Source organism: Haloarcula ordinaria, assembly GCF_029338275.1.
GTDB lineage: Archaea > Halobacteriota > Halobacteria > Halobacteriales > Haloarculaceae > Haloarcula > Haloarcula ordinaria.
On sequence record NZ_CP119789.1, the window covers coordinates 1434237 to 1460476 of the forward strand.

At 67.9% G+C, this 26240-nt stretch carries 21 protein-coding genes; 10 read left to right on the forward strand and 11 right to left on the reverse strand.

The window, feature by feature from the left end; translation table 11 throughout:
* Nucleotides 1–42: 42 nt before the first annotated feature.
* The 3 genes from P1L41_RS07590 to P1L41_RS07600 are packed head-to-tail and all read right to left on the reverse strand — an operon-like array spanning nt 43 to nt 2210.
* Nucleotides 43–1314 (reverse strand): DUF7405 family protein, encoded by a 1272-nt coding sequence (locus P1L41_RS07590; protein ID WP_276298256.1) that lies wholly within the window; start codon nt 1312–1314, stop codon nt 43–45.
* 60 nt (nt 1315–1374) lie between these two features.
* Nucleotides 1375–1878 (reverse strand): winged helix-turn-helix transcriptional regulator, encoded by a 504-nt coding sequence (locus P1L41_RS07595; RefSeq protein ID WP_276298257.1) that lies wholly within the window; start codon nt 1876–1878, stop codon nt 1375–1377.
* Complete coding sequence (locus tag P1L41_RS07600; protein ID WP_276298258.1) at nt 1875–2210, reverse strand: DUF7471 family protein; 336 nt, start codon at nt 2208–2210, stop codon at nt 1875–1877. The genes P1L41_RS07595 and P1L41_RS07600 overlap by 4 nt, the downstream gene beginning before the upstream one ends.
* A gap of 78 nt (nt 2211–2288) precedes the next feature.
* On the opposite strand from P1L41_RS07600, the gene P1L41_RS07605 reads away from it, so the two are divergent.
* Nucleotides 2289–2999 (forward strand): hypothetical protein, encoded by a 711-nt coding sequence (locus P1L41_RS07605; protein WP_276298259.1) that lies wholly within the window; start codon nt 2289–2291, stop codon nt 2997–2999.
* Between the two features lie 45 nt (nt 3000–3044).
* Nucleotides 3045–4499 carry a proline--tRNA ligase gene (gene proS / locus P1L41_RS07610; protein ID WP_276298260.1) on the forward strand — a complete coding sequence of 485 codons (1455 nt, stop codon included), beginning with the start codon at nt 3045–3047 and terminating at the stop codon, nt 4497–4499.
* Here the strand turns inward: proS and P1L41_RS07615 are convergent.
* Together P1L41_RS07615 and P1L41_RS07620 are read right to left on the reverse strand one after the other, a co-directional pair.
* Nucleotides 4493–4870 (reverse strand): HalOD1 output domain-containing protein, encoded by a 378-nt coding sequence (locus tag P1L41_RS07615; protein ID WP_276298261.1) that lies wholly within the window; start codon nt 4868–4870, stop codon nt 4493–4495. The genes proS and P1L41_RS07615 overlap by 7 nt on opposite strands.
* Before the next feature lie 59 nt (nt 4871–4929).
* A complete protein-coding gene (locus P1L41_RS07620; protein WP_276298262.1) occupies nt 4930–5601 on the reverse strand; it encodes a helix-turn-helix domain-containing protein in 672 nt (223 codons plus the stop codon).
* A gap of 369 nt (nt 5602–5970) precedes the next feature.
* Here P1L41_RS07620 and gltB point away from each other — a divergent pair, with 369 nt between their 5' ends.
* The 4 genes from gltB to P1L41_RS07640 all read left to right on the forward strand — a co-directional run bounded on the left by gltB (nt 5971) and on the right by P1L41_RS07640 (nt 13475).
* The gene (gene gltB / locus P1L41_RS07625) at nt 5971–10518 is read left to right on the forward strand and encodes a glutamate synthase large subunit (RefSeq protein ID WP_276298263.1); all 4548 of its coding nucleotides are present in this window, start codon (nt 5971–5973) and stop codon (nt 10516–10518) included.
* A 117-nt stretch (nt 10519–10635) separates the two neighbouring features.
* Complete coding sequence (locus P1L41_RS07630) at nt 10636–11160, forward strand: ester cyclase (protein ID WP_276298264.1); 525 nt, start codon at nt 10636–10638, stop codon at nt 11158–11160.
* Nucleotides 11161–11200: 40 nt separating this feature from the next.
* Nucleotides 11201–12187 (forward strand): NAD-dependent epimerase/dehydratase family protein, encoded by a 987-nt coding sequence (locus P1L41_RS07635; RefSeq protein WP_276298265.1) that lies wholly within the window; start codon nt 11201–11203, stop codon nt 12185–12187.
* Nucleotides 12188–12416: 229 nt separating this feature from the next.
* The gene (locus P1L41_RS07640) at nt 12417–13475 is read left to right on the forward strand and encodes an NAD(P)-dependent glycerol-1-phosphate dehydrogenase (RefSeq protein WP_276298266.1); all 1059 of its coding nucleotides are present in this window, start codon (nt 12417–12419) and stop codon (nt 13473–13475) included.
* Here P1L41_RS07640 and P1L41_RS07645 read toward each other — a convergent pair.
* Nucleotides 13468–13959: an NUDIX hydrolase gene (locus tag P1L41_RS07645; RefSeq protein WP_276298267.1), complete on the reverse strand. Its 492-nt coding sequence runs from the start codon at nt 13957–13959 to the stop codon at nt 13468–13470. The two genes, P1L41_RS07640 and P1L41_RS07645, sit on opposite strands and share 8 nt — an antisense overlap.
* A 167-nt stretch (nt 13960–14126) precedes the next feature.
* Nucleotides 14127–15926, reverse strand: a complete 1800-nt coding sequence (locus tag P1L41_RS07650; protein WP_276298268.1) for a S9 family peptidase — start codon at nt 15924–15926, stop codon at nt 14127–14129.
* Between the two features lie 81 nt (nt 15927–16007).
* On the opposite strand from P1L41_RS07650, the gene P1L41_RS07655 reads away from it, so the two are divergent.
* From P1L41_RS07655 to P1L41_RS07665, 3 genes are read left to right on the forward strand one after another with little or no spacing between them, the layout of a single operon-like run.
* A complete protein-coding gene (locus P1L41_RS07655; protein WP_276298269.1) occupies nt 16008–17066 on the forward strand; it encodes a glycosyltransferase in 1059 nt (352 codons plus the stop codon).
* Nucleotides 17066–17383 carry a hypothetical protein gene (locus tag P1L41_RS07660; RefSeq protein WP_276298270.1) on the forward strand — a complete coding sequence of 106 codons (318 nt, stop codon included), beginning with the start codon at nt 17066–17068 and terminating at the stop codon, nt 17381–17383. Before P1L41_RS07655 ends, P1L41_RS07660 begins: the two co-directional genes overlap by 1 nt.
* Before the next feature lie 47 nt (nt 17384–17430).
* Nucleotides 17431–19317, forward strand: a complete 1887-nt coding sequence (locus tag P1L41_RS07665) for a DEAD/DEAH box helicase (RefSeq protein ID WP_276298271.1) — start codon at nt 17431–17433, stop codon at nt 19315–19317.
* Nucleotides 19318–19323: 6 nt separating this feature from the next.
* Here the strand turns inward: P1L41_RS07665 and folP are convergent, their stop codons facing one another.
* The 4 genes from folP to purH form a co-directional block, all read right to left on the reverse strand.
* A complete protein-coding gene (gene folP, locus P1L41_RS07670) occupies nt 19324–21762 on the reverse strand; it encodes a dihydropteroate synthase (RefSeq protein ID WP_276298272.1) in 2439 nt (812 codons plus the stop codon).
* 40 nt (nt 21763–21802) lie between these two features.
* Nucleotides 21803–22603: a hypothetical protein gene (locus tag P1L41_RS07675; RefSeq protein WP_276298273.1), complete on the reverse strand. Its 801-nt coding sequence runs from the start codon at nt 22601–22603 to the stop codon at nt 21803–21805.
* Between the two features lie 31 nt (nt 22604–22634).
* Complete coding sequence (locus tag P1L41_RS07680; protein WP_276298274.1) at nt 22635–23165, reverse strand: hypothetical protein; 531 nt, start codon at nt 23163–23165, stop codon at nt 22635–22637.
* Nucleotides 23166–23285: 120 nt separating this feature from the next.
* On the reverse strand, nt 23286–24902 hold the full coding sequence (purH, locus tag P1L41_RS07685; RefSeq protein ID WP_276298275.1) for a bifunctional phosphoribosylaminoimidazolecarboxamide formyltransferase/IMP cyclohydrolase: 1617 nt from the start codon (nt 24900–24902) through the stop codon (nt 23286–23288).
* A gap of 305 nt (nt 24903–25207) precedes the next feature.
* Between purH and P1L41_RS07690 the strand changes: the two genes are divergently transcribed.
* Nucleotides 25208–26209: a PrsW family intramembrane metalloprotease gene (locus P1L41_RS07690; protein ID WP_276298276.1), complete on the forward strand. Its 1002-nt coding sequence runs from the start codon at nt 25208–25210 to the stop codon at nt 26207–26209.
* Nucleotides 26210–26240: the final 31 nt, after the last annotated feature.

Here is a 26240-nt window from a genome sequence, read left to right on the forward strand (position 1 = left end):
CAGCGGGCGAAAACGGCCGACTGTAGCGGGTTCCGGCGTCGGTCACTGCGTCGGGTCAGCCGGTGGCAGCGCCCGCAGCGACCGGGGCGGCAGCAGGTAGTTCCCGCGGCGCTCGACGCGCATGTACTGGAGGATGCCGTTGTTGACGCGCTGGCCGACCGCGGAGTTCTCCGAGACGTCGGTGCCGTTCATCGCCCGGCGCGTCTCGACGAAGTCGGCGATGGACTGCTGGAGCGAGAGGAAGTGTACGCCCGCCTCGCCGCCGTCGGTCGAGTCGAAGTCCCGACGGAGGATGCGAGGGCTGTTCTCCTCTCTTGCGCCGGAGAGCTTCTGTGCGTGACCGACGACGCCCTCGCGGCGGCTGCTCTCGACGACGTCCTCGGGGCACTCGTCGATACCGCTGTCGGTGCCGAGGTTCTCGCCGACGCCCTCGACCTTCCCCTCGGCGGCGTGGGCCGGACAGAACATCTTCGAGACGCGCTGGTCGCGTGAGTCCTGTTCGTACCACTGCTGGAGCTGCAACCGGATGAACGAGAGGTGTGCGGTCGACCCGCCCGCGAAGGGACCCGCTTCGATGGTCACGCGGTCCTCCGAGGCCTGGTTCCGCTTGAACCCGGATTTGAAGCCCATGAACAGCGGAGCGTCCTCCGGCACCGGTTCGGAGTCCGGGATGCCGTCGACGTCCTGGTTCTCGGCCGGGAGTCCCGCACCGATGAAGCCCGTCCGGCGCGCCGCCGTCTCGAAGACGCCGTCGAACGACCCGTCCATCTCGTGGTCGTTCGCGGTGTCGGTGGTCCCCTTCAGCGCCTCCTCGGCCTCGAGGACGACGCGTTCGTCGTCGCTCGCGAGGTGGAGCAGCGCGTCGGGTGTGTCCGGCTCGGGGTCCTCGAACGGAGCCAGCGCTTCGGGGGTGGGAAGGTCGACGCCGGCCGGGCCACTGTCGAAGCGGTCGAAGTACGCCGGGCCGTACGCCAGGGTGAACAGCAGCCCCTCGTTGCTCCACTCGTAGGCGCGTTCGAGCGAGCGCAGGGCCGCTTCGACCTGCGTCCGGTGGGCCTCGGTCGGCGCTCCGTCGCCCGTGTAGTCGAGCAGGAGCAACACGTGGTGGTTCGGCATCTGGGGGTTGCCGGCGTCGTCGGTCGCAAGCGCGTCGTCCCAGGCGTGCTGTCGGTCGGGGAGGTTCGCCGGGTCGTCGATGCCCGCTGGCACCGTCCCGCCGCTGCTCCGGTCGAGACAGGCGGCGAGCGCCGACACACCGCCGATGGCGACGGCGCTCTTCGCGAACTCGCGTCGAGAGATCCCGCGTCCAGTCATCGCCGTCGCTAGGGACTGGCCCTCCATGGTGGTTGTGGTACACCCCTCGAAATCCGTGCGTCAGGGGCCCTCGAGGAAGTGGTCGAGCAGGCGCTCGAAGCGGTCGGTGAGCCGCTCGGGGAGCGACGGCTCGACGGTCCGGAGCAACGCCGCCGTCGCCGCCGGCCGACGCAGCGAGAGTCGGACCCGGTTGCCGTCCCGTCGCTTCGCGACGACGCCGGCCGCCACGAGCCCGTCGAGGTGATGTTCGAGCGTGCTCCGGGCGATGCCCAGCTCGTCGGCCACCGCGGCCGGCGACGCCGTCTCCGCCGCGAGCAGGTGGACGACGACGTCCCGTGCCGTCTCGCGTCTGAGATACGCTAGCGCCCGCCGCTCCCACGGGCCGTATCCCGCCGGATAGTAGTGGGTGCGGCCGTTGCACCGCTGTTCGGTGACCGAGTCGAGCCGCTTCAGGTGGTACTGGACCTGCCCGGTCGCGAGGTCGAGCGCCCGAGTCAGCTCCCGGAAGTGGACGCCGGGGTTCGCCTCGATGTACCGGTCGATGCGGGCGCGAGTGCGGGTCACGCGTCCCCCTCCAGGCGCCGCTCGACGCTGCGAGCGTAGTAGACGGCGCCGAGCACGAGGACGACGACGACGGCGTCGATGGCGTGTTCGAGCAGGTGATGCGTCTCGGGCGAGACGACGGCGGCCGCCGACAGAACCCCGACCAACGGTCGCGCCACGAGCGCAGCGAGCGCGAGGACGACGAGCAGATACGCCCGCGACTGCCGCCGCCGGTAGGCAGCCACGCCCAGGGCGCACAGCGTCACCGTCGCCACGGCCGACAGGGCGAGCACGACGGCGAAGTCCGCGTGCAGGCCGCCGACGTGGACGCCGAGGTGAAGCGGCCAATCCATACCGACGTTCGGGGCTCGACACACCTCACTCGTTCGGTTCTGGCTGGCCTTTTTGAGGATGCCCTTCGTCCCCCAGCTATGGACCGCATCGGGTTCGTCTGTGAGCCGACTCACCCCGTGTTCTGGCCCGTCGCCGAACGGCTCGCAGCGCGCGGCTTCGAGGTCCGGTTCCTCGACCCCACGGACCCGATTCCACGCGACGCCATCGACGCCTGTGCAGCCCTGGCCGGGGCCCGTCTCGGGCGGACGGCGTTCGACGCGCTGCGGTACGCAGACCGGGTCGGCGTCGAGACGCTGAACGGCTTCGTCCCGACGACGGCCCTCGCCTGTCGGCTGGTCGCGCTCGGCGCCCTCGAACGCGTCGGCTGTCCGGTGCCGGAGGTCCGGACCGACGCGCCGTCCCGGCCCGCAGCGTACATCAAGCGGGCGCGATACCGGTGGGACACTGCCGAGACCTTCTTCCAGCGTCGGGTCGACGCCGACCCGGTCTGCCACCGATACTACGCGGTCGACGACGGCCGCGAGACGCACGTCCGGACCGTGACCGTCCGCTCGGCGCTCACGGGGTTCGACGACGTGGTCGCCGACGCCGACGTCGACGTCGGGTTGGCGACGCGGGTCCGCGAGCTGCTCGACCGTGTCGGCGCGCGGGCGCTCGCTGTCGACTTCGTCGCCGACGGGGACGACTGCTACGCCGTGGACGTCGACCCGACCCCGGCGTTCCTCGGGGCCCACATGGACCAGCACGTCGCCGACGCCGTGGCGTCGCTGACGACCATCGGCGCCTGACGTCCCTCCGGGGAGTTTATTACCGGCACCGGCCAGACTCCGACAATGAGCGGCGAGCAGGAACTCGGTATCACGGAGAGCAAGGAGCATTCACCCGGCGAGTGGTACGCCGAGGTCGTCCAGAAGGCCGGCCTGGCGGACTACGCCCCCATGGGCGGGTTCATCGTCACGCGCCCTCGGGGCTACGCCATCTGGGAGCGGCTGCAGGACCACCTCGACGGCTGGTTCAAGGACACCGGCGTCACGAACGCCTACTTCCCGATGTTCATCCCCGAGTCGTACCTCGAACGGGAGAAGGACATCGTCGAGGGGTTCGACCCCGAGGTGGCGTGGGTCACTCACGGCGGCCACGAGGAACTCGAAGAGCGGCTGGCGGTCCGCCCCACCAGCGAGTCCATCATCGCACCGTTCATGGCGCAGTGGACCCGTTCGCACCGCGACCTGCCGCTGCGACTGAACCAGTGGTGTTCGGTCGTCCGGTGGGAGGCCACAGAGACCAAGCCGTTCTTCCGCACGAAGGAGTTCCTCTGGCAGGAGGGCCACACCGCCCACGCGGACATGGACGGGGCGTGGGACGAGACGATGACCCGCCTGGGCCAGTACCGGCGACTCTACGAGGACGTCCTGGCGATGCCGGTTATGGAGGGTCGCAAGCCCCCCCACGACAAGTTCCCCGGCGCACACACGACGACGACCGTCGAGGCGCTGATGCCCGACGGCAAGACCGTCCAGGGGGCGACGTCGCACTACCTGGGGACCTCCTTCGCCGAGGCGTTCGACATCACCTACGTCGACGAGGACGAGGACGAGACGGTCGCGCACACGACCTCCTGGGGGCTCTCCTGGCGGGCGATGGGTGCGCTCATCATGACCCACTCCGACGACCAGGGGCTCGTCTTACCCCCGGCGCTCGCCGAGACGCAGGTCGTCGTCGTCCCCATCTGGCAGGAGGACACCAAAGACGAGATTCTCGAGTACTCGGCGGACCTCGCTGCGGAACTGGAGGAAGCCGGTATCCGCGTCGAACTCGACGACCGCGAGCACCGCAATCCCGGCTTCAAGTACAACGAACACGAGCTCAACGGGATTCCGCTGCGCATCGAGGTCGGCCCCCACGAGGTCGAGGATGGGGAGGCCACACTGGTCCACCGACCCGACGGCGAGAACGCCACCGTCGACCGCGAGGCTATCGCCGACACCGTCGCCGACCACCTCGACACCGTCCACGCCAAACTGTACGCGAGTGCGGAAGATACCCTCGAAGGAGAGATTCGAGAGGCGGAGTCCCGCGAGGAGATTCTGGGCACCATCGGCCAGCACGGCGGCTACGTGAAAGCCGGCTGGTGCGGCGACGAGGCCTGTGAGGACCCCATCAAGGAGGCCATCGCTGCCGAAATCGTGATGGTTCCGCTGGACCGTGACGAAGAGCCCATCCACGACGAGTGTGCCATCTGTGGCGAGGACGCAGAAGAGACGGCGTACTTCGCGAAGAGCTACTGACCGGCTGTCTCTCGCAGGCACTCGGGCGCGGGAACCCGGGTCCGGGTCGGCGACTCCGCGGTCGCCTCGTCCGGTGAGACCCGGATTATGCCCGAAGCGTCGACTGTCACGGACAGGCCGTGATAGCTGAACGTGATGCTCGTGACCGCTCCGTCGTCACTGCGCTCGAAGAGATTGTCGAGTGCGTCGGGGTCGATGACGCTCGCCAGCGGGTCCATGACGTCGTCGCTCCCAGCGTCGCCGTCTAGCGGGACGGCTGGAAGGAGTCCCGTGACGGCAGAGACTGCCCTGACGACACCGTCGCTGCGCGTCTGGCCGTCAGTGAGCTCGTACCACGTTGCTGCCGTTTCATCCCTCGAAAATCGTTCCATCGTCAGAGTACTCTACGCCGCTATCCCTGTTCAGACTCGCTCTTACCTGTGTAAGTCGTTTATATACTCGTGTCGCTACTCTCGACGAGCGTGGCCTCGATGAAGTTCCTGTAGGCCCGTCTGAGGCGGGACGAGAACGCCTGCCGGGAGATACCGACGGCGGCGGAGAGCGACTTCAGGTCGGTCTCACGCGGCTCCTCGTAGTACCCCTCGGCGAACGCCAACAGGAGCGCTTCCTGCTGTTCCTCGGTCAGGACCCCGTCGGGACTGGTCGGTTCCTCGGAGATGTCGCCGATACGGGTCAGCGAGGCGGGGACGTCGTACTCGTGGCAGCGCTCCATGAACCCGGCAATCGCCGCTCGACCGGTCCCACGGAGTTCGAACGTCCAGCCGTCGGCCGTCCCCACGCCCGAGATTATCGTGACGTTGGATTCCAGGATAGAGTGGAACAGTCCGAGCGACCGCGGGCTCCACTCGGCCCGGAACAGCGCCCTGTCGTCGAGGTCGTCGGCCACCGTGACCGACTCGAACTCCGGCCGCGCCGCCAGGAGCGACTGGACCGACGCCGCGTCAACCCCGTACACCCAGAAGTACGGCATCGTCGACCCGCTGCTCGGTACGAACCGGTCGAGCTCGATCCGTGCGTCGGGCCACGTCTCGAACACCGCACCGGGTGGAAACGCCTCCGTTGGAAGGCTGAACCGTGCGACGGTCGTTCGGTCCGCGAGCATACGGTATCCCACCGCCGTCCCGATGTTAGATGTTACGGCCCCCGGCGGTATCGAACGGTCTGAAAAGCTTTGGGGAGGGAGCGTGTGACGTTTTCTCCGTGCCCCCGTGATGGACTCGGACACCGGTGTATATAAATGGCCGTCAGACTCCGGTCATACAACCGGCAGACTGTAGGCGGTTTCATGTTGTCTCGACAATCGTTCAGATTCCCACGAGGGACTGTTATCCGGTCGGCGATACTCTTCAGGAACAATCATCATAGACATTATATATCTCTCAATACACCTTAAACATCCTAGTTTGGCATAAACAGGCCCTTAGCCTTTGAGGGACAGTCTCTTATACCAGTAGTCGAAAGAAATCGCTACATGGTTGAGCGATATACTGGCGAGTCTGCGAGTGAGGCCGGGCTCGCGGACCCAACTGACGCGCGGTCGAACTGCGGTGTCGGGGTGGTAATGGACCTCGACGGCGACAGCGACCACTGGGTAGTATCGGACGGGCTCGAGCTGCTCGAGAACCTGGAACACAGAGGGACGACCGGTGCAGAGAAGAACACCGGCGACGGGGCCGGAATCATGCTGCAGATGCCCCACGATTTCTTCGTCGACGAAGTCGACGCCGACCTGCCCGCTCGGGGCGACTACGCCGTCGGGACGCTCTTTCTGCCACAGGATGCGGACGCGGCAGCGGACCTCCGGGACCTCGTGGAGTCGGAACTCGCCGCCGAGGGCCTCGAGGTCGTCGCCTGGCGCGACGTCCCGACTGACAACTCGGACCTCGGACAGACAGCGCTCGATTCGGAGCCCGCCGTCGTCCAGTGTTTCGTCACCTCTGCGACCGGCAAGACCGGCGACGCCTTCGAGAACCAGCTCTACGTCGGCCGTCGTGTCCTTGAGAACACAGTCGAAGCCGAGCAGCCTGAGGGCCACGAGCGGTTCTACGTCGTCTCGCTGGCCACCGACATCGTCGTCTACAAGGGTCTGCTGCTGGCCGAGCAGCTCCCGGAGTACTACCCCGAGCTGAACGACGAGCGGATGCAGTCCTCGTTCGCGATGGTCCACGCCCGCTTCTCGACGAACACGCTCGGCGCGTGGCACCTCGCACACCCCTACCGTCGCATCATCCACAACGGCGAGTTCAACACCATCCAAGGGAACATCAACTGGATGCGCGCCCGCGAGACGGACATCGCGAGCGATACCTTCGAGGGTGACATCGACGCGGTCAAACCCATCATCGACGACCCCGAACAGTCAGACACTGCGAGCGTCGACAACGCGCTCGAACTCCTCCTGCAGGGCGGTCGTGACCTCCCGCACGCGCTCCGGATGCTCATCCCCGAGGCGTGGCGCGGTGAGATGAACGAGGTCACGGGCGACCGCCAGGACTTCTACGACTACCACGCCTCGCTCGTCGAACCGTGGGACGGCCCCGCGCTCGTCGCGGCGACGGACGGCGAACGCATCGGCGCCGTGCTGGACCGTAACGGCCTGCGCCCGTGTCGCTACGACATCCTCGAAGACAACACGCTCGTGATGTCCTCCGAGGCCGGCGCGCTGGACCACGACGCCAGCGAGATCACCGAACGCGGCCGCCTCCAGCCCGGTCAGTGTTTCCTGGCCGACCCCGAGGAGGGCCGCGTCATTCCGGACGCCGAAGTGTTCGAGGACATTTCCGACGAGAAGTACGGCGAGTGGGTCGCCCAGGAGCAGGTCGACATCGCCGACATCACGGACCGGAAGGACAACTCCCCACAGCACTCCGTCGACCGCCTGCGCAGCTACCAGGCGATGTACGGCTACACCTACGACGAGGTCGACCACCTCATTGAGCCCATGGCCGAGAAGGGGAAAGACCCCGTCGGGTCGATGGGCGACGACACGCCGCTGTCGGTGCTCTCGCAGTTCAACCGGCCGCTCTTTACCTACTTCAAGCAGCTGTTCGCCCAGGTCACGAACCCGCCGCTGGACTACATCCGTGAGGAACTGGTCACCTCGCTGGAGTCCCGACTGGGCTACCAGCGCAACCTGCTCGACGAGAGTCAGGCCCACGCTCGACAGCTCGTGCTCGACTCGCCCATCCTCACCGACGAGGAACTGGACGCCATCAAGGGCATCGACGAGAACGGCATGTCGACGAAGGTCGTCGACATCACCTACGAGAAGGGCGGTGACCTGCGCGAAGCCGTCGAGGACGCCCGTGCCGAGGCCGACGCGGCCGCCAAAGAACACGACATCATCGTCCTCTCGGACCGCGCTGCCGGCGACGACCGCGTCCCCATCCCGTCGCTGCTCGCGGTCGGTGGCATCCACCACCACCTCGTCCGCAACGGCCTTCGAAACCACGTCGGCCTCGTGATCGAGTCCGCGGACCCGCGTGCAGTCCACCACTTCGCGACGCTCATCGGCTACGGCGCCGGTGCGGTCAACCCCTACCTCTCCTACCAGACCATCGAGGACCTCGTCGCCGGCCCGGACGGCGCGGACCTGCCCGACGCCATCGACGCCTACATCACGGCCGTCGAGGACGGCCTGCTGAAGACGATGGCCAAGATGGGCATCTCGACCGTCGAATCCTACCAGGGCGCACAGATCTTCGAGGCCGTCGGCCTCTCCTCCGATTTCATCGCCGAGTACTTCGAGGGCACGACCTGCCGAACGGAGGGTATCGGTATCGAGGACATCGAGGAGGACCTGCTGCAGCGCCACGAGATCGCCTGGAGCGAGGAGGAACCCGACATCCCCCGCCAGGGCGAGTACGAGTTCCGCTCGAACGGCATCCACCACCAGTGGAACCCCAACACGGTCGGCAAGATACAGCAGGCCGTCCGCATGGGCGACTACGACATCTACAAGGAGTTCGCCGAGCTGGTCAACGACCAGAACGAGCAGCTCCAGACCCTGCGTGGCCTGCTCGAACTCGACTCCGACCGCGAGTCGATTCCGATCGAGGACGTCGAGCCGGTCGAGGATATCGTCCAACGCTTCGAGACGGCGGCGATGTCGCTCGGCTCGCTGTCGCCGGAGATGCACGAGAACAACGCCATCGCGATGAACCGGCTGGGCGGCAACGCCAACACCGGCGAGGGCGGCGAACCGCCCGAGCGGTTCCACACCGAGAAGGAGTGTACGACCAAGCAGGTCGCCTCCGGTCGGTTCGGGGTCACCTCCGATTACCTCGCGGCCGCCGACGAGCTCCAGATCAAGATGGCCCAGGGCTCCAAGCCCGGCGAAGGCGGCCACCTCCCCGGCAAGAAGGTCAACGAGATGATCGCCCACGTCCGCTACGCGACGCCCGGCGTCGGTCTCATCTCCCCGCCACCACTGCACGACATCTACTCCATCGAGGACCTGAAACAGCTCATCCACGACCTCAAGGCCAGTAATCCGGAGGCCGACATCAACGTCAAACTGGTCGCCGAGGACGGCATCGGCACCATCGCGGCCGGCGTCGCGAAGGCCAACGCCGACGTGGTCCACATCTCGGGCCACGACGGCGGTACCGGAGCCTCGCCCAAGACATCCATCAAGAACGCGGGCCTCCCGTGGGAGCTGGGCGTCGCGGAAGCCAACCAGATGCTCCGCGCGACGGGCCTGCGCTCGCGCATCAAGATTACCACCGACGGCGGGATGAAGACCGGCCGCGACGTGGCCGTCGCCGCGCTGTTCGGCGCCGAGGGCTACACCTTCGGGACCGCCTCGATGGTCACCTCCGGCTGTGTGATGGCCCGACAGTGCCACGAGAACACCTGTCCGGTCGGCGTCGCGACCCAGAACGAGAACCTCCGCAGCCGCTTCCCGGGCGAACCGCAGCACGTCATCAACTACATGACGTTCGTCGCCCAGGAACTGCGCGAGATAATGGCCGAACTCGGCTTCGAGACGGTTGAGGAGATGATCGGCCGCGTCGGCGTGCTCGAACAGCGCGACGACGTCACCCAGCCGAAGGCGAAGAAGCTCGACCTCTCGGCGGTCATCGCCGAACCGGCCGACAACGACGGCCGCTACAAGCAACAGGAACAGGACCACGACGTCGACGAACAGCTCGACTGGGACCTGCTCGAGGCCGCACAACCGGCCATGGAGAACAAGGAACCGGTCGTCGTCGACGCCGACATCAACAGCGTCGACCGTGCGGTGGGTGCCACCCTCTCGAACCGCATCAGCCGAAAATTCGGCGGCCAGGGACTGCCCGACGACACCGTCCACATCGACTTCGACGGGACGGCCGGCCAGTCGTTCGGCGCGTTCCTCGCCAGCGGCGTGACGATGGACCTCACCGGCACCGCCAACGACTACGTCGGCAAGGGCCTCTCCGGCGGGAAGCTCCTGTTGAAGACGCCCAAAGCCGCCCCCTACGACCCCAGCGAGAACATCGTCATCGGCAACGTCGCGCTCTACGGCGCGACCCAGGGCGAGATCTACGTCAACGGGATGGCCGGCGAGCGCTTCGCGGTGCGCAACTCCGGCGTCAAGGGCGTCGTCGAGGGCGTCGGCGACCACGGCTGTGAGTACATGACCGGCGGGGCTATCGTCGTCCTCGGGGACACGGGCAAGAACTTCGCGGCCGGGATGTCCGGCGGCGTCGCCTACGTCTACGACCCCGACGGCACCTTCGCCGAGAAGTGCAACACTGGGATGGTCTCACTGGAAGCATCCCTCGAGGGCAAGGACCGGCAGATGGTCACCCGACTCGTCGAGAACCACGCGGCCTACACCGACTCGGCGCTGGCCGCCGGGATGCTCGAGAACTGGGACGCCGAGCTCGAGAACTTCACGAAGGTGATGCCCGACGCCTACGCCGAGGTCATCTCCGACCGCGAGCGCGACGACGTCCGCAACGAACCGCCCAAGGCCGCCTCGAAGGTCGCCGAGGCGACTGAGGCGGAGTTCGCCGCTTCGAGCGACGACTGAGGCGCGGACCCCGTTTTTTGACGGCAGCGACGTCGTGTGGGTTCGGCCCGCTTCAGTGTCCACTCCTGAGTAAGTGTTATGCTAACACACACCGTAGTTTCTCGTTGGTGACGACTCATGGCAGCAGTAGACAGTGGGTCAGCGACCGGACAGTCCGACGAAGCGCTCGTCGAGGCGTTCCTGACGGCGTTCGTCGGCGGTGACGCCGAAGCGGTCGCCGACCTCGTGACCGAGGACTGTGTCCTCCACGAGCCACGGTGGCCAATAACGCGGACGGGCCGGTCGGCAATCGTCGACGCGACCGGAGACAACGAGGGGACGTTCACCGACCTCGACATCCGGGTCGAACGGTCGGTGAGCGCCGACGGCGAAATCGCGGCGTACGTCACGGCCAGCGGGCGGAACGTCGGCCCGGTTCGGATGAAAGGCCGCGAGATTGCCCCGACCGGGCGGCCCTTCGAGGTTCCCCAGTTCGGCCACTACCGCATCGAGGACGGCCGCATCGCCGAGGCGTGGATACTCGCCGACGCGCTCGGTATCGTCGAACAGCTCGACAACTTCCCGAAGGGGCCGGGCAAGCTCCTCGGTATCGCCCTCCGACAGGTCCGGTGGCGACTCGGCAGCCGCGAGTACCTCGACTGAGGTCCCCGACCGTTTTGTCCGCCCCGTCCCAGATACGGGTATGGAGCGTGCCCTCGTCGTCGGCGGGACCCGGTTCATCGGCCGGCACACCGTCGCGGAGTTCCTGGACGCAGACTACGACGTGACGATACTCAATCGCGGCCGCCACGAGAACCCGTTCGCTGACGACCCCGCTGTCGACCACGTGGAGGGCGACCGTCGCGACCGTGAGACGCTCGAAGCCGCCCGTCGTCGAGTCGACCCCGACGTCGTCGTCGACTGCGTGGCGTACTTTCCGAAGGACGTGCGGGTCGCCACCGACGTCTTCGCCGACGTCGACGCCTACGTCTATGTCTCCAGTGGCGCAGCGTACGGCGCAGAACGGGTACCTAAACGCGAGGGCGACACGGCGCTCGCGTCCTGTACCGACGAGCAGGCGACGACCGACAGCCGCGAGACCTACGGTCCCCGCAAAGCCGAGGGCGACAGGGCGGTCTTTGCGGCCGCGGCCGACGGCGTGCGGGCGATGAGCGTCCGTCCGACCGTCGTCTACGGGCCGTACGACTACACCGAGCGCTTCGCCTACTGGGTCGACCGGGTGCAGTCGTTCGACCGCGTCGTCGTCCCCGGCGACGGCCTGAGCCTCTGGCAGATGGCCTACGTCGAGGACGTCGCCAGCGCCCTGCGCGTCGTCGCCGAGTCGGGGACGGCCGGCGAGGCGTACAACGTGGGCGACGAGCACGCCCCGACGCTCGGCCAGTGGGTCGACCTGCTCGCGGCGACCTGCGGGACGAGCGTCGAGACCGTCGGCGCCAGCGAACGCGACCTCGCCCGCGCTGGACTCGCCCCCGAGGACTTCCCCGTCTACCGCGACCCGCCCCACCTGCTGTCGGTCGCGAAACTGCGCGACCTGGGATGGTCTTCCACCGACCACGAGACGGCGCTCGACCGCACCGTCGCGGAACATCGCGAGAACGACCGTACCGGACGGGAGTACGGCCCGGACCGAGCCATCGAGCGCGACGTGCTGGACGCCCTCGCCGAGTGAGGCATGCGAGGGCGGCCGTGTTTCCTTTAGCAACGGGTACCATGCAGAGCCAGAATGCCCCCAGCCTCTCAGCTCCCGCGGCTCGCTGAGAGACCGGCCCCTTTCAGTCCCACCTGAAGCCGAACGGTCAGCCGGCATAGTGGGGCTTTCTGGCTCTCTGAATCAATACCTGCTACCCCAGCACGCGGCCAGGACAAACCATTTTGCACCCCCAGGGACGAGAGGGTGTATGTTCGACAAGACCACCTGGATTCGCCTGCCGCGAAACGTCGTGGTGGGCCACGGCGTCCTGGACCAGACCATCGACGCCGTCACCGAACTCCACCTCAGCGGAACGCCGCTGGTCGTCTCCTCGCCCACTCCCTACGAGGTGGCCGGCGAGCGGGTCGTCGCACAGTTCCGCGACGCGGGCTACGACCCCGCCGAGATGGTTATCGACGAAGCCACGTTCGCCGCCGTCCAGCAGGTCATCAGCCACGCCGAGGCGGTCGATGCGGGCTTCATGATCGGTGTCGGCGGCGGGAAGGCCATCGACATCACGAAGATGGCCGCCGACGACCTGGGCCTGGGCTTCGTCTCGGTGCCGACGGCGGCCAGCCACGACGGTATCGTCTCCGGCCGGGGGTCGGTCCCGGAGGGCGATACCCGCCACAGCGTCGCCGCCGAACCCCCGCTCGCCGTGGTCGCGGATACGGAGATTCTCTCGCAGGCCCCGTGGCGCCTCACGACGGCGGGGTGTGCCGACATCATCTCGAACTTCACCGCCGTCCGGGACTACGAGCTGGCCCACCGGCTGAAGAACGTCCCCTACTCCGAGTACGCCGGCGCGCTCGCACAGATGACCGCCGAGATGCTCGTCGAGAGCGCGGACTCCATCAAGAAAGGCCTCGAAGAGTCGTCCTGGATCGTGGTGAAGGCGCTGGTCTCCTCCGGCGTCGCGATGTCCATCGCGGGCTCGTCCCGGCCCGCGAGCGGAGCCGAACACCTCTTCTCACACCAGCTGGACCGCATCGCGCCGGGGTCTGCCCTGCACGGCCACCAGGTCGGCGTCGGCGCTGTCATGACCGAGTACCTCCACACCGGACCACGTGGCCGGTGGCGCGACGTCCGCGACGCGCTCGCCGCAATCGGCGCCCCGACGACGGCGTCAGAGCTGGGTATCGACGACGAGACCGTCATCGAGGCACTGACGACGGCCCACGAGATTCGGGACCGCTACACGATTCTCGGCGACGGGATGAGCGAGGAGGCGGCGATGGAGGCGGCGACGGTGACCGGCGTTATCTGACCGACTCGATCTCGGCCAGCGACGGTTCGTCGTCCCACCGGACCTGCTCGGTGTCGGCGGGCGATGGGTCGTCGATATCTGCGGTGAACACGATACGCAGCTGGTAGACCGTCTCCGCCGACGGGTCGTCGCTGTTGCGGTACCCAGTGATGGTCGCGCTGTCGACGTCCTCGATGGTACAGTCGACGCCGGCGTTCTCCTGGACGATTCGTTCCGCCGCGGCCTCCGGCGTCTCGGTGCTCTCGATCAGACCCTGTGGAATCGTCCACCCGCGCTGTCCCTCGCGGACGAGCACGTCGTCGGCCTCGTTGCTGACCAGGACGTGGACGGCTGCGTCCTCACCATCCGTTCCACCGGCCACGCGCCGATAGCGGTCGTCCTCGACCTCGTAGGTGGTCTGGTTCACCGTGACAGAGCCGTAGTCCTGTTCCAGGCGTGCCAACCGGTCCTGGATGTCCTCTCGCGTCCCCCCAACGCTTGTCATACACAGTGGTCGGCGGCCGCTTGTATAAAGTCGTTCATTATTTTCATATCTGTTACTCGGAGACACCCGTCGACTGCGCGTTACGTAGTCATCATCCCGATTGTGTCGTGCGGTTTACACGGCCGGGTCGGGTACTCCGTATAACTCCCGCTGGTTACGGCCACCGCTCAGACGTGCTCGTCCAGGAACGCCACGACGCGCGAGTAGGCTTCGATGCGGTTCTCGCGCTTGCTGATACCGTGTCCCTCGTTCTCGAAGATGAGTCTCTCGACCGGGACGCCGTGCGACTCGGCTTCCGCGGCGATCTGTTCGGCTTCGCCGACCGGAACGCGGGGGTCGTTCGCGCCGTGGAGGACGAATAGGGGTGCCGTGATGCGGTCGGCGTTGTTGAGCGGCGAGATGGACTCGAGGAACTCGCGGTCCTCGTCGAGCGACCCGTACTCGGCCTCGCGGAGTTCCCGGCGCCACTCGCCGGTGTTCTCGAGGAAGGTGACGAAGTTCGCGATGCCGACGACGTCGACGCCGGCCGCCCACAGGTCCGGGTACTCGGTGAGCGCCGCGAGGACCATGAACCCGCCGTAGGACCCGCCCATTGCGACGATTCGGTCGTCGTCGACCGCCGGGTGAGCGTGCAACCAGTCGACGCCGGCCCGGAGGTCCTTCACCGAGTCCATCCGCTTCTCGACGTCGTCCAGGTGGGTGTAGGCCTTCCCGTAGCCGGTCGACCCGCGGACGTTCGGCTCGAAGACGGCGTAGCCACGCGAGAGGAAGTACTGAGTCAGTCCCGCGAAGGAGGGCCGGCGCTGGCTCTCGGGACCGCCGTGGATGTCGACGATGACCGGCGTGTCCCCGTCCTCGGGGACGTCGCTCGGGAGCGAGAACAGCGCGGGAATCTCGCGGCCGTCGAACGACTCGAAGCGGACCACCTCGGGTTCGACGAACGTCTCCTGTGGGATGCCGGCCGTCGAGGCGGCCGTCCAGCGCTCGGCCGCGCCGGTCTCCGTCTCGACCACGAAGAGGTTCGTGTTCACCGTCCGGCCCGTGACGCTGAGCGCGAACCGCTCGGCGTCCGGGCCCCACGCGACGCCGCCGGCCAGCCCGCCCGGCAGGTCCGGCGTGGGGAAGGCGTCGATAGTCGCCGGCCCGGTCAGTTCACCGATGGTCAGCTCGTTGTAGCCGTCGACGTTGCGCGAGAAGGCGATGCGCCCCGTGTCGTGGTCCAGTGCGACGCCGTCGATGTTCCACTCGCCGTCCTCGCGGACCGTCTCCAGCGTCCCATCGAGGCCGAGTCGGGCGAGATACAGCCGGTCGCTCCCCTCGTCGGTGACCAGGTAGAGACTCTCGCCGTCGGGGGCCCACGACGCGCTGAGGTAGCGGACGTCCCCCTCGTGTGGGGTGAGGTGGGTCAGGTCGCCACTTTCGACGTCGAGGGCGTAGAGGTCCTGGTCGAAACTGGAGTACGCCTCGCTCACGACGAGGTGGGTGTCGTCGGGCGACCACCCGCCGACAGAGAGCCAGCCGTCACCCTCGAAAATCAGTTCGGCGTCGGTCCCTGTCACGTCGCGGCGCTGGACGTAGACGTCGAAGACGGCTTCACTCCGGCGGTTCGAGGCGAAGGCGAAGGCCTCCCCGTCGTGTCGCCAGCCGCCCCAGCGGTGTTTCGCGTCGGGGTGGGCGGTGAGGTTCGTGATTCGGTTCTGGCTGTCGAGGCGGTACAGCTGGGCGCGCTCGTTGCCACCCTCGTCCATGCCGAAGACGAGTTCGTCGCGCTCGGGGGCGTAGTCGACGAACCCGACCGGTTCGTCGAAGAAGGTCCGCTGTTCGGGCCACCCGAGCGGGTCGTCGAGCGTCCAGACCTGGCCCACGCCGGTCGTGTCCATCAGGAACGACAGCGTCCCGTCCGACGAGATGGAGGCCCCGTAGGCGCTGCGGACGTTCAGGTAGCGTTCGAGGTCGTACTCGTACACGACACCTCGAAGGGGTGGCACGGGCAAAACAGTTTGCGGCGAACGGGGGGATTTTTGCCGGACGGTACCGTCGCGACCAGTATGCGAATCGCGGTCGTCGCCATGGAGACGAGTCACTACCGGGAGACGACCGGCCGCGAGCGCGTCGAACGGGTCGCAACCGACCTCGCCGAGGCGGGCCACGACGTCTCCGTCTTCTGTTCGCAGTGGTGGGGCGGCTACGACAGCCGGTTCACGCCCGGGTCAGTGACCTACCGGGCGGTCACCGTCTCGCCGACCGTGCCGTCGTTCTGTACGCGCCTGCCCGCGTTGCTGGCCCGGTTTCGCCCCGACGTCGTCTACGCGATCCCGGAACCGCCCTCCGTCGTGCTGGCCGCCAGTGCCGGTGGCACTCTCGCCAGGGCACCCCTCGTCGTCGACTGGTTCGGCGACGAGTCCCTGCCCGAGGGCCGGGCGACGAAGTCCGCACTCAAGAAACCGGACTGCCTCGTCACGCCCTCGGAGCTCGTCCGGACCACGCTCCGGGAACGCGGGGCGTCCGACGACCGGACGACCGTGCTGCCCGAGAGCATCGACATGGACCTCGTGCGCGAGGTCGAACCAGCCGACACGGTCGACGTCGTCTACGCCCACCCGCTGGACGAGAGCGCCAACATCAACGCGCTCTTCCTCGGACTGGCGGAACTCCGACAGAAGGACTGGTCGGCGACGGTCATCGGCGACGGCCCCGAACGCGAGGCGTACGAACAGGAGGCTGCGGACCTCCGCATCGACGACCGCGTCGAGTTCGTCGGGGCGTGTGACCGCGAACAGCGCGTCTCCATCTACAAGGGGGCTCACGTCTTCGTCCAGACGGCCTTCCGGGAGTACTTCGCCACCGACCTGCTGTGGGCGATGGCCTGTGGCTGTCTCGGCATCGTCGAGTACCAGGCCGAGTCCAGCGCCCACGAACTCATCGAACAGCGCGACCGGGCCTTCCGGGTCACGAACCCACAGGAGATCGCCGCCCGTATCGTCGACTCGGCCGACTTCGAGCGCAAGCACGTCGACGAATCGTGGGCCGAGTTCGACCACGACGCCGTCCGAGAGGAGTACGAAGCCCTGTTCGACCGGCTCGTCGACGAGTACGGGTTCTTCTGATGGCCGCCGAGGAACGACAACTGCTGCTCGCACTCGTCGTCCCCGAACTCGTGGCGCTCTCGCTCTTCTTGCTCCTACTGGGCCTCAGTCTCACCGGTCGCTCGTCGTTCGCCGCGACGTACTCGGTCTCGATACGCCTCGCTGCCTTCACCTTTGTCCTCGTCGAGATTCTCATCCCCGCCGGCGTCTACCTCGACGTCAGACGGCGACCGGACGACCCGGACCTGACGTGGGTCCACGCGGCGGCGGTACCGGTGGTCAACGTCCTCGGTGTCGTCGCGTACCTCGAGGACCGCCGGCGTGCGCTGGGCGAGTGAACGGCCAGACGAAACCCGTTTGACCGTCCGACCACTATCGAGGCGCAGTGACAGACGACGAGGCAGTCGACGGCGAGGACCCGGACGACGCCGACGCGGACGTCGAGGGTAGCGACCGTCCCATCCAACTCGACGCCGTCTACGACGCGTTCGACGCCGTTGGCCGGCCCCATCTCACGGCCACCGAGCTATCGCGGAAGACCGACCTCACGCCCGACGAGGCCCGCGAGGGGCTGGCGGCACTCGAAGCGGACGGACAGATACAGCACCACGACGTCTCGGAGGTCGAGTCGGTCTGGTACCCGACCGACGTCGCCGAGGTGACTCGGCGAGAGCGGGTCGTCCTCTTCCCCGACCGGCGCGAAATCGTGGTCGAACACCCCGAGCAGTTCACCCGCGCGCAGCTCTCGCAGTTCGCCCGGTTGCAGGACAGCAACCGGTCGGGCGGCTCAATCTACGAGATGCGCGAGGAGGATATCTGGGCCGCGCCCCACGACTCGCTGGACGCGCTGCTGTCGACGATGCGTGACGTGCTGGGCGAGCGCTCGCCCCACCTCGAAGAGTGGGTGACAGGCCAGTGGGAGCGCGCCCGGAAGTTCCGCCTCTACACCCACGAGGACGGCTACGTCGTCCTCGCCGCGGAGAACGACGACCTCATGGGCAACGTCGCCCGGCAGAAACTCGACGACGACCACCTCCGTGCGCCCATCTCGGACTCCGAGTCCTGGGTCAACGAGGACACCACCGCCGAAATAAAGCACGTCCTCTACGAGGCCGGCTATCCGGTCCGCGACGAGCGCGACCTCGAAACTGGCGACGCGCTGGAGATGGACCTCTTGCTCCGGCTTCGGGACTACCAGCAGGACTGGGTCGAGCGGTTCGTCGACCAGGGGTCGGGCGTGTTCGTCGGGCCACCGGGCTCCGGCAAGACCGTCGCCGCGATGGGCGCGATGGCCGCCGTCGGTGGCGAGACGCTGATTCTGGTACCATCACGAGAACTCGCCACGCAGTGGCACGACGAACTGGTCCGCCACACCTCGCTCTCCGACGACGATATCGGCGAGTATCACGGCGGCGAGAAATCCATCCGGCCGGTGACCATCGCCACCTACCGGACGGCGGGGATGGACCGCCACCGGAAGCTGTTCGACCAGCGCCGGTGGGGGCTCATCGTCTACGACGAGGTGCACCACGTTCCTAGCCCGATTCACAGACGCAGCGCCGACCTTCAGACCAAGCACCGCCTCGGCCTCACGGCGACGCCAACCAGAGAGAGCGACGACGAGGAGGAGATATTCACGCTCGTCGGCCCGCCCATCGGCACCGATTGGGGCAAGCTGTTCGACGAGGGCTACGTGGCCGAACCGGAGGTCGAGATTCGCCTCGTTCCGTGGGGCACCACCGACGAGCGAACCGAGTACTCGGCCACGTCGGGCCACGACCGGCGGCAGGCGGCGGCCTCGAACTCGGGGAAAATCGACGAGGTCCGCTACACGCTGGCGGAGTACCCGGCGTCGAAGGCGCTGGTGTTCGTCGAGTATCTGGACCAGGGGAAGGCACTCAGTGAGGCCCTGGACGTGCCGTTCATCAGCGGCGAGATGCCTCACGCCCAGCGAGAGAGACTGTTCGGCGAGTTCCGCCGTGGCGAACGGGACACGCTGGTGGTCTCACGGGTCGGCGACGAGGGCATCGACCTCCCGGACGCCGAACTGGCCGTCGTCGCCTCCGGGCTCGGGGGGTCGCGCCGACAGGGTGCCCAGCGCGCCGGCCGGACGATGCGGCCCGCGGGCGAGGCGCGGATGATTCTGCTGGCGACGCGCGGAACGACGGAGGAAGACTTCGTCCGGCGACAGATGCGCCACCTCGCCTCCAAAGGCATCCAGGTCACCGAGACCGAGAGCGAGACGGTCGAGTCGCCCGCCGACGAGGCGTGACCTCGGTCAGTCCTCGAACCGGCTTGGGTCGGCGGCTGCGTTCACCACGTCGACCGCGGCGACGTTCTCGGGGACGTCGTGGACGCGGACGATGTCCGCGCCCCGTTCGGCGGCGAGCGCCGTCGCGGCAACCGTCGCCGACCCGCGTTCGTCGGCGTCCTGCCCGATGAGGCCGAACAGCGACTTGTGGGAGTGGCCGACCAGGACCGGACAGCCCAGCGCCTGGAACTCGTCGATGCGGCCCAGCAGTTCGAAGCTCTCCGCCGCGGTCTTCCCGAAGCCCACGCCCGGGTCGACGATTATCTGCTCGCGGTCCAACCCCGCTTTCTCGGCCAGCAGGACCCGCTCGGTCAGCTGGTCGATGCAGTCCTCGACGACGTCGTCGTAGTCGACGTCCGTCTCCGGGTCGACCGGCGTCTCGATGGAGTGCATCACGACCACGGGGACGTCGTACTCGGCAGCGACCAGCCGCATCTCGGGGTCCTCGAGGCCCGACACGTCGTTGAGGATGTCCGCGCCGGCGTCGAGTGCCGCGCGAGCGACGCTGGCCTTCCGGGTGTCGACGGAGATCGCCACGTCGGCGTCGGCCAGCGCCTCGATGACGGGGAGGACGCGCTCGCGCTCTTCCTCGGCGGGCACCGGTTCGGCGCCCGGACGAGTGGACTCGCCCCCGATGTCGAGGATGTCGACGCCCGCTTCCACCATCGCCTCGGCGCGGGCGACGGCGTCCTCGGCGGCGTCGTACTCGCCGCCGTCGTGGAACGAGTCCGGCGTGACGTTCAGGATACCCATCACCGCGGTGCCGTCGTCCCAGGGGAACTCGCGGTCGGTGGCGGGCTGCTGGATGTCGAGCGCCTCGCGCAGTTCGTCGCTGAACGTCGCCAGGCCGTACGGTTGTCCCTCGAGCTTGTCGGTCAGGCGCTTGAACTGGGCCATCGTCGCCATCAGCACGACGTCGACGTTCTCCTCGTCCTGGTTGTTCAGGCCGGAGATGGCACACTCCCCACCCAGTGAGAGCAGTTCCTCCTTGAGATACTGGGCCTGTCGCGGCTGGACGCGCGTTCTGAGGACCCGGTGGACGGCCTTCCCGCGCATCCGCCAGGCGCCGGCGTCGGTGACGTCGGCCGCTGCGATGGTCTCGCGAGCCTCCGGGATGGAGTCGACGCGTTTGGGGACCATCGAGCGGGCCCATCGCGTGCGGGCCTCCCGGACGGCGTAGAGCGACCCGGTGACGAGGACGGCGTCGTCCTCGCCTGCGGCGTCGAGTGCGATGTCGAGTGCGCCTGCGACGTCAGAGCGCGTCTCGACGGTGGCGTCGGTCGCCCCCTCGACGGCCCGGGCGACGACGGACGTCGACTCCGCCCGGTCGACGTTGGGTTTGCAGGCGACGACGTGGTCCGCGTCCCCGAGCGCCGCCGCGATGTCGCTGTGGTCCTTGTCGACCATCGCCCCCAGCACCACGTGCAGGTCGTCGTACTCGAAGGCCGCGAGCGTCTCGACGACCCGCTCGACGCCGCCGGGGTTGTGCGCCCCGTCGAGCACCGTCAGGGGCGACTCGTCCATCACCTCGAAGCGGCCTGGCCAGTGAGCGTTGCGCAGGCCGCGTTCGATATCGGTCGTCGCGACGTCGGCCACCTGCCGGCACAGCGCCGCGGCGACACCGGCGTTCTGCGCCTGGTGTTCGCCAAGCAGCGGGAGGTGGGTCTCGACGTGCCAGTCCGGGCCGTCGAGCGTCACGGCGGCTTCCAGTCCGTCGCGGCCACCGTAGGTGACCGACACGTCCGCGTCGTCCGACGCGCCGACGGTCACCACGTCACCGGCGACGTCCCGTACCGCGTCGAGTGCCGAGCCCGTGGCGCCGGTGACCAGCGGGGCACCATCGGGTGCGACGTGAGCCTTGTCGCGGGCGATCTCCTCGATGGTGTCGCCGAGGATATCGGTGTGTTCGAGCGTGACCGACGTGACCGCGCTGGCGACCGGGTCGACGACGCTCGTGGCGTCGTGTTTCCCGCCGATACCGACCTCGAGGACCGCCACGTCGACGTCCTGTCGGTCGAACTCCCAGAGCGCGAGCGCGGTCATCGTCTCGAAGAAGGTCGGCGAGTCGTTGGTCGCCCCCTGTTCGGTGAGGTACGGTCGCACCTCGGCGACGAACTCGACGAGGGCCGCCTTCGACAGTTTCCGGCCGTTGACCGTGATCCGCTCCCGCACGTCCTCCAGATGCGGCGAGGTGTAGCGGCCGACGTCGAGGCCCGCCTCGCGGAGCGTCCGCTCGGCCATCCGAACGGTCGAGCCCTTGCCGTTGGACCCGGCGATCTGGACACACCGGAGGCTCTCGTGTGGGTCTCCGAGCGACGAGAGCAGGCCCCGCGTGGCGTCAGTGCCGATTCCCGACGGGAACCGGCGCAACTCGAGGAGGAAGTTCGCGGCCTCGTGGAACTCCATGCACGCACAAATCGGAGCCGCGCGCTTTAGCCTGTCGGACCTAGCGCTCGTCGGCCGACTCGCGCTGGGCCCACCGCACCACCGCCGCGCCGACGGCCAGGAAACTCAGCCCCAGCAGCGGGGCGACGTCGACGGACCCGGCTTCCTGGTCAGCCCGGCTCGTCGGCGTGGTTGCCGTCTCGTCCTCGTCCTCGCCCTCGGTATCGTCTTCCGCCCGGTCCTCACCGGCCGTCGCTTCGAGTGGCGATTCGATGGCCTCCTCGGCGCCGACACCGCTGGGCGTTGGGTCCAGCGGCGTGGTTTCCTCCTCGGGACCTGGGTCTTCGGTCGTCCTGACCACGTCCACTGTCGAGCCGTCGTCGGCCGACTCGTGTGTTGTCTCGCCACCGAGTTCGACGATGCTCGTGTCGTCCGCGTCCCTCTCGGGCCGCCATTCGTCGACCGGTTCGTCGAACCTGTCGACCGCCGACAGCCCGTCTGCCGAAGCCTCGCTTCCGGCGTTCCGGCGACGCAGCCACCACAGCGCACCGCTCGCGACGCCGACGAGGAGAAACAGGACGCCGACGACGAGCAGCCCCCACTCGCGGACGACCGGCGGGAGTCGGTCTGTCAGTCCGCCATCTCCTTGGTCGTCAGGGTCGAAGGGTTCGTCGACGTCCGGTTCGCTCGGTGGCGGCGTCTCGCCGGGTGACGGTCTCTGTGACTCGTCCTGAAGCGGCACTTCTTCTTCGGCGGCCGACTCCTCGTGGTCATCGCCCACCGATACGCCCGGAACCTTCCGGAGCACCCTGGTAGCGGGGCCGAAATCGACGTCGACCCGCAGAACGGTGTAGTCTCGCATACGTGACCTATCGAGTGGCTGGAACGTGAAGTTACCCCTGGCCCCGCTCCACCATCGGTTCCCGTTCCTCGTCGACCCCTTCGAGGGACTCGACGACTGGCGGCTCGTCGGCCGCCGTCGACTCCGATTCGAGCAGGGCCTGCAACTCTCGCTCCAGTTCGGCCTCCGAGAGGTCGCCGTCGACGTAGCGCCTGGCGATCTGGGCCCGGCGTTCGTCGCTCGTCGGCGCCGGCGGTTCGAAGCGGTCGGCCAGCCCCAGCGCCGACAGCGGCGGGAGGACGCGTTCGAGTCGACGGAGGACACTGGCCAACCGCTGATGCTTGGGGAGCGTCGCGCGCCGCCGCAGCTCTCTGAGAAGCGCCACCGCGAAGACGACGTCTAGGCCGAGCAACAGGAGCGGGCCCAGGACGGTGATGACGGCCGGCGCCAGTATCGAACCGCCGGTAACGAGCGTCGAGAGCGTGGCGAGGACGCCGACCACGCCGAGTCCGACGGCACCGACCGTCGTCAGGACGACGCCGGAAAACAGGAGCGGGAGGCGGTTGTCTGCGACCAGGGACACGCCGTCCTATACGTCGACCCGAGGCAAATGTGTTTGCCCGTCAAGCGGTCTGGGCTATCGCGACTCCGCTTCGGGAACCGGTGCGACGAGACAGCGAGAAACGGCGCGACGTGGTCGGTGCTAGTCGTGCCGGAACGACCGCTGACCGGTCATGACCATCGCCATGTCGTGTTCGTTCGCCGCCTCGACGACGCTCTCGTCGTTCTTCGACCCGCCGGGCTGGATGACGGCCTCGATACCGGCCTTGGCGGCCTCCTCGATGCCGTCCGGGAACGGGAAGAACGCGTCGGAGGCCATCACGGCGCCCGCGGCGTCCTTGCCCTCGGCGTGCTCGTCGGCCTTCATCGCGGCCAGTCGGACGGCGTCGACGCGGGAGACCTGCCCCATGCCGATGCCGACCGTCTCGGTGCCTTTCGCGAAGAGGATGCCGTTGGACTTGACGTGCTTCAGGGTGTGCCAGGCGAACAGCATCGACTCGAGCTGTTCGTCGGTCGGCTCGCGCTCGGTGACGACCTCCAGGTCGTCGGCGGTGAGGTGCTGGGTGTCGCGTTCCTGGACCAGTCGGCCGCCGACGAGCGGCTTCTCGGTGATGGTGTCGGTGACCTCGAAGTTGTCGGACCGGCCGGACTCGTCCGTTCGGCCGTCCCCGCGGCTCACGTCGAGGACGCGCAGGTTCTCCTTCTCGAAGAGGACGTCCAGCGCGGCGTCGGTGTACCCCGGCGCGACGACGACCTCTTTGAACGAGTCGATGATCTGCTCGGCGGTGTCGGCGTCGCAGGTCCGGTTGAGCGCGACGATGCCGCCGAAGGCGCTCATCGGGTCCGTCGACAGCGCCTTCGCGTAGGCGTCGGAAAGCGAGTCGGCGGTCGCACAACCTGCGGGGTTGGTGTGCTTGATGACCGCCGCCGCGGGCTCGTCGAACTCCTTGATGAGGTTCAGGGCGCCGTCGGCGTCGTTGTAGTTGTTGTACGACAGCGCCTTCGCGCCCTCGTTGAGCTGGTCGGCGTGGACGACGCTGGCCTCCGAGACGGTGGTGTCGGCGTACAGCGCGGCGTCCTGGTGGGGGTTCTCCCCGTACCGCAGGTCGGCGGCGCGGTCGTCAGAGACGAGCCGTCGCGCGGGGAAGGCCCCGCCGACGTCGCCGTCGACCGAGACGGAGTTGTTCTCGGAGTCGACCTCCACGCGGTCCTCGGCGAACCACTTGACGACCCGTGGATAGGCGGTGAACTCGCCCTGGTAGAGGACCCGTTCTTTCAGGTCGGCGACGTCGTCGCCCTCCACGACCGGAATCGGCTCCTGCGTGACGATGGGGCCGCCGTCGACCGTCTCGCCGACGACGTGGACCGTACAGCCGGTGACCTTCACGCCGGCGTCGAGCACCTGCTCGTGGGCGTCCATGCCCGGGAAGTTCGGGAGCAGCGAGGGGTGGACGTTGAGCGTCGTCGGCGCACCGTCGAGGAACGTCTCGCTGAGCACGCGCATGTACCCGTCCAGGGTCACGAGGTCGAAGTCGTACGCCGCGAGCGCGTCGAGTACGCGCTCCTCGTGGGCCTCGCGCGCCTTATCCTCGTCACGCTCGACGACCTCGGTGGGGATGCCCCGCTCGGCCGCCGCGTCGAGGACGGGCGCGTCGGCGTCGTTCGTCAGGACGACTGCGAACTCGGCCCCGCCCGGGGCGCGGTCCGCGATGTTCATGAGGTTCCGGCCGCGGTTGCTGGCCATACCGGCGAGTTTCATATCGGAGTGGGTGCGCGGCCGGTGCAAAGTAGTTGCGAAACGCGCGTTCGCGGCGGCGGCCGAGCGAGCGCGCTCCGGCCGATAGCACGGTGACCGAGGCCTTCGCTCCGGATGGTGTGTCCCGATTCGAGATGCGTCCCGAGACGCTGACCGGGCCGCTCGCCGGACACTCCGGCTGCCCCGCTCGGACAGACCGACGGCGGCGAAGACCCGAGCGACGACTGACCGCGCGACCGTTTCCGTCGGCCTCGTTCCGGTGTTCCGATAACAACACTACCATATGTCTCGCTCGCGACGTGCAGACCGTGTCAGGTGACGATACAGACGACCCCGTGGCGGCAGCACTGTCCGGGTCGACCGACCTCTACGACGTCGCGGAGTGGGACCCGCGGTCCGGTCTCGACCGGGCCTCGGTCGCGGTCCACTCGCTGTTGCACGCCTCGCGGCGCTGGCTCCTCATCGCGTTGGGCGTCGTCCTCTTCGTCGTCCAGCTCGCCTTCGCCGGCTTGCTCGTCCTCCGGCAGCCGTCGCTGGGCGTCCTCGCCGCGCTGTCGGCGGTGCCGGCGCTCGCCATCGTCGGCTACCTGTGGTACGGCGACCCGACGATACGCGAGCCGGTCGAGACGATGGCCGTCGTGTTCGTGCTGGCCATCCTGTTTGCGAGCTTCGCCGCGGTGGTCAACACGGCCCTCCAGCCGCTGTTCCGGTTCGTTCCCGTCGTCGGGATGGCCGTCTTCTTCTTCGTCGTCGTCGGCCCGATAGAGGAGACGGTGAAGTGGCTCGGGGTCCGAATCGGCGCCTTCGAGTCGATCAACTCCGTCGTCGACGGGGTCGTCTACGGCGCCGTCGCCGGCCTCGGCTTCGCGACCATCGAGAACGCTATCTACATCGTCCAGGGCTACTCCCGGCAGATGGCACTCCAGAGCGGAACGCCCCTCGTCGCGGCCGTCCAGACAGCCACCAGCCGGGCGTTCGTCGGGCCGGGCCACGTACTCTACTCCTCGCTGGCCGGCTACTATCTGGGCCTGGCGAAGTTCAACCCCGAGAACAAGGGCCCCATCGTGGTGAAGGGGCTGCTCCTCGCCGCGCTGGTCCACGCGCTCTACAACACGTCGGTCACGTACCTGCCGGAACTGATTCCGTGGAACTTCGCCACCCTCATCGGGTTCGTCGTCGTCTTCGACGCCGTCGTCGGGTACTTCCTCTACCGGAAACTCGCCCGGTACAAGCGCCTCTACCACCGGACGGCGGCCAGCGGTCACCAGAGCGAGACCGACGGGTCGAGCGCCGACCCGTCCGACGCGTAACGACACGCTTTTTCGGACCTCCCGTGCACTC

Coding starts and splice junctions, on each gene's coding strand:
- purH (WP_276298275.1), bottom strand. CDS start 24,902: ATGAAACTCGCCGGTATGGCCAGCAACCGCGGCCGGAACCTCATGAAC.
- P1L41_RS07660 (WP_276298270.1), top strand. CDS start 17,066: ATGGCCGCCGAGGAACGACAACTGCTGCTCGCACTCGTCGTCCCCGAA.
- proS (WP_276298260.1), top strand. CDS start 3,045: ATGAGCGGCGAGCAGGAACTCGGTATCACGGAGAGCAAGGAGCATTCA.
- P1L41_RS07615 (WP_276298261.1), bottom strand. CDS start 4,870: ATGGAACGATTTTCGAGGGATGAAACGGCAGCAACGTGGTACGAGCTC.
- P1L41_RS07630 (WP_276298264.1), top strand. CDS start 10,636: ATGGCAGCAGTAGACAGTGGGTCAGCGACCGGACAGTCCGACGAAGCG.
- folP (WP_276298272.1), bottom strand. CDS start 21,762: ATGGAGTTCCACGAGGCCGCGAACTTCCTCCTCGAGTTGCGCCGGTTC.
- gltB (WP_276298263.1), top strand. CDS start 5,971: ATGGTTGAGCGATATACTGGCGAGTCTGCGAGTGAGGCCGGGCTCGCG.
- P1L41_RS07620 (WP_276298262.1), bottom strand. CDS start 5,601: ATGCTCGCGGACCGAACGACCGTCGCACGGTTCAGCCTTCCAACGGAG.
- P1L41_RS07635 (WP_276298265.1), top strand. CDS start 11,201: ATGGAGCGTGCCCTCGTCGTCGGCGGGACCCGGTTCATCGGCCGGCAC.
- P1L41_RS07590 (WP_276298256.1), bottom strand. CDS start 1,314: ATGACTGGACGCGGGATCTCTCGACGCGAGTTCGCGAAGAGCGCCGTC.
- P1L41_RS07645 (WP_276298267.1), bottom strand. CDS start 13,959: ATGACAAGCGTTGGGGGGACGCGAGAGGACATCCAGGACCGGTTGGCA.
- P1L41_RS07600 (WP_276298258.1), bottom strand. CDS start 2,210: ATGGATTGGCCGCTTCACCTCGGCGTCCACGTCGGCGGCCTGCACGCG.
- P1L41_RS07640 (WP_276298266.1), top strand. CDS start 12,417: ATGTTCGACAAGACCACCTGGATTCGCCTGCCGCGAAACGTCGTGGTG.
- P1L41_RS07675 (WP_276298273.1), bottom strand. CDS start 22,603: ATGCGAGACTACACCGTTCTGCGGGTCGACGTCGATTTCGGCCCCGCT.
- P1L41_RS07605 (WP_276298259.1), top strand. CDS start 2,289: ATGGACCGCATCGGGTTCGTCTGTGAGCCGACTCACCCCGTGTTCTGG.
- P1L41_RS07655 (WP_276298269.1), top strand. CDS start 16,008: ATGCGAATCGCGGTCGTCGCCATGGAGACGAGTCACTACCGGGAGACG.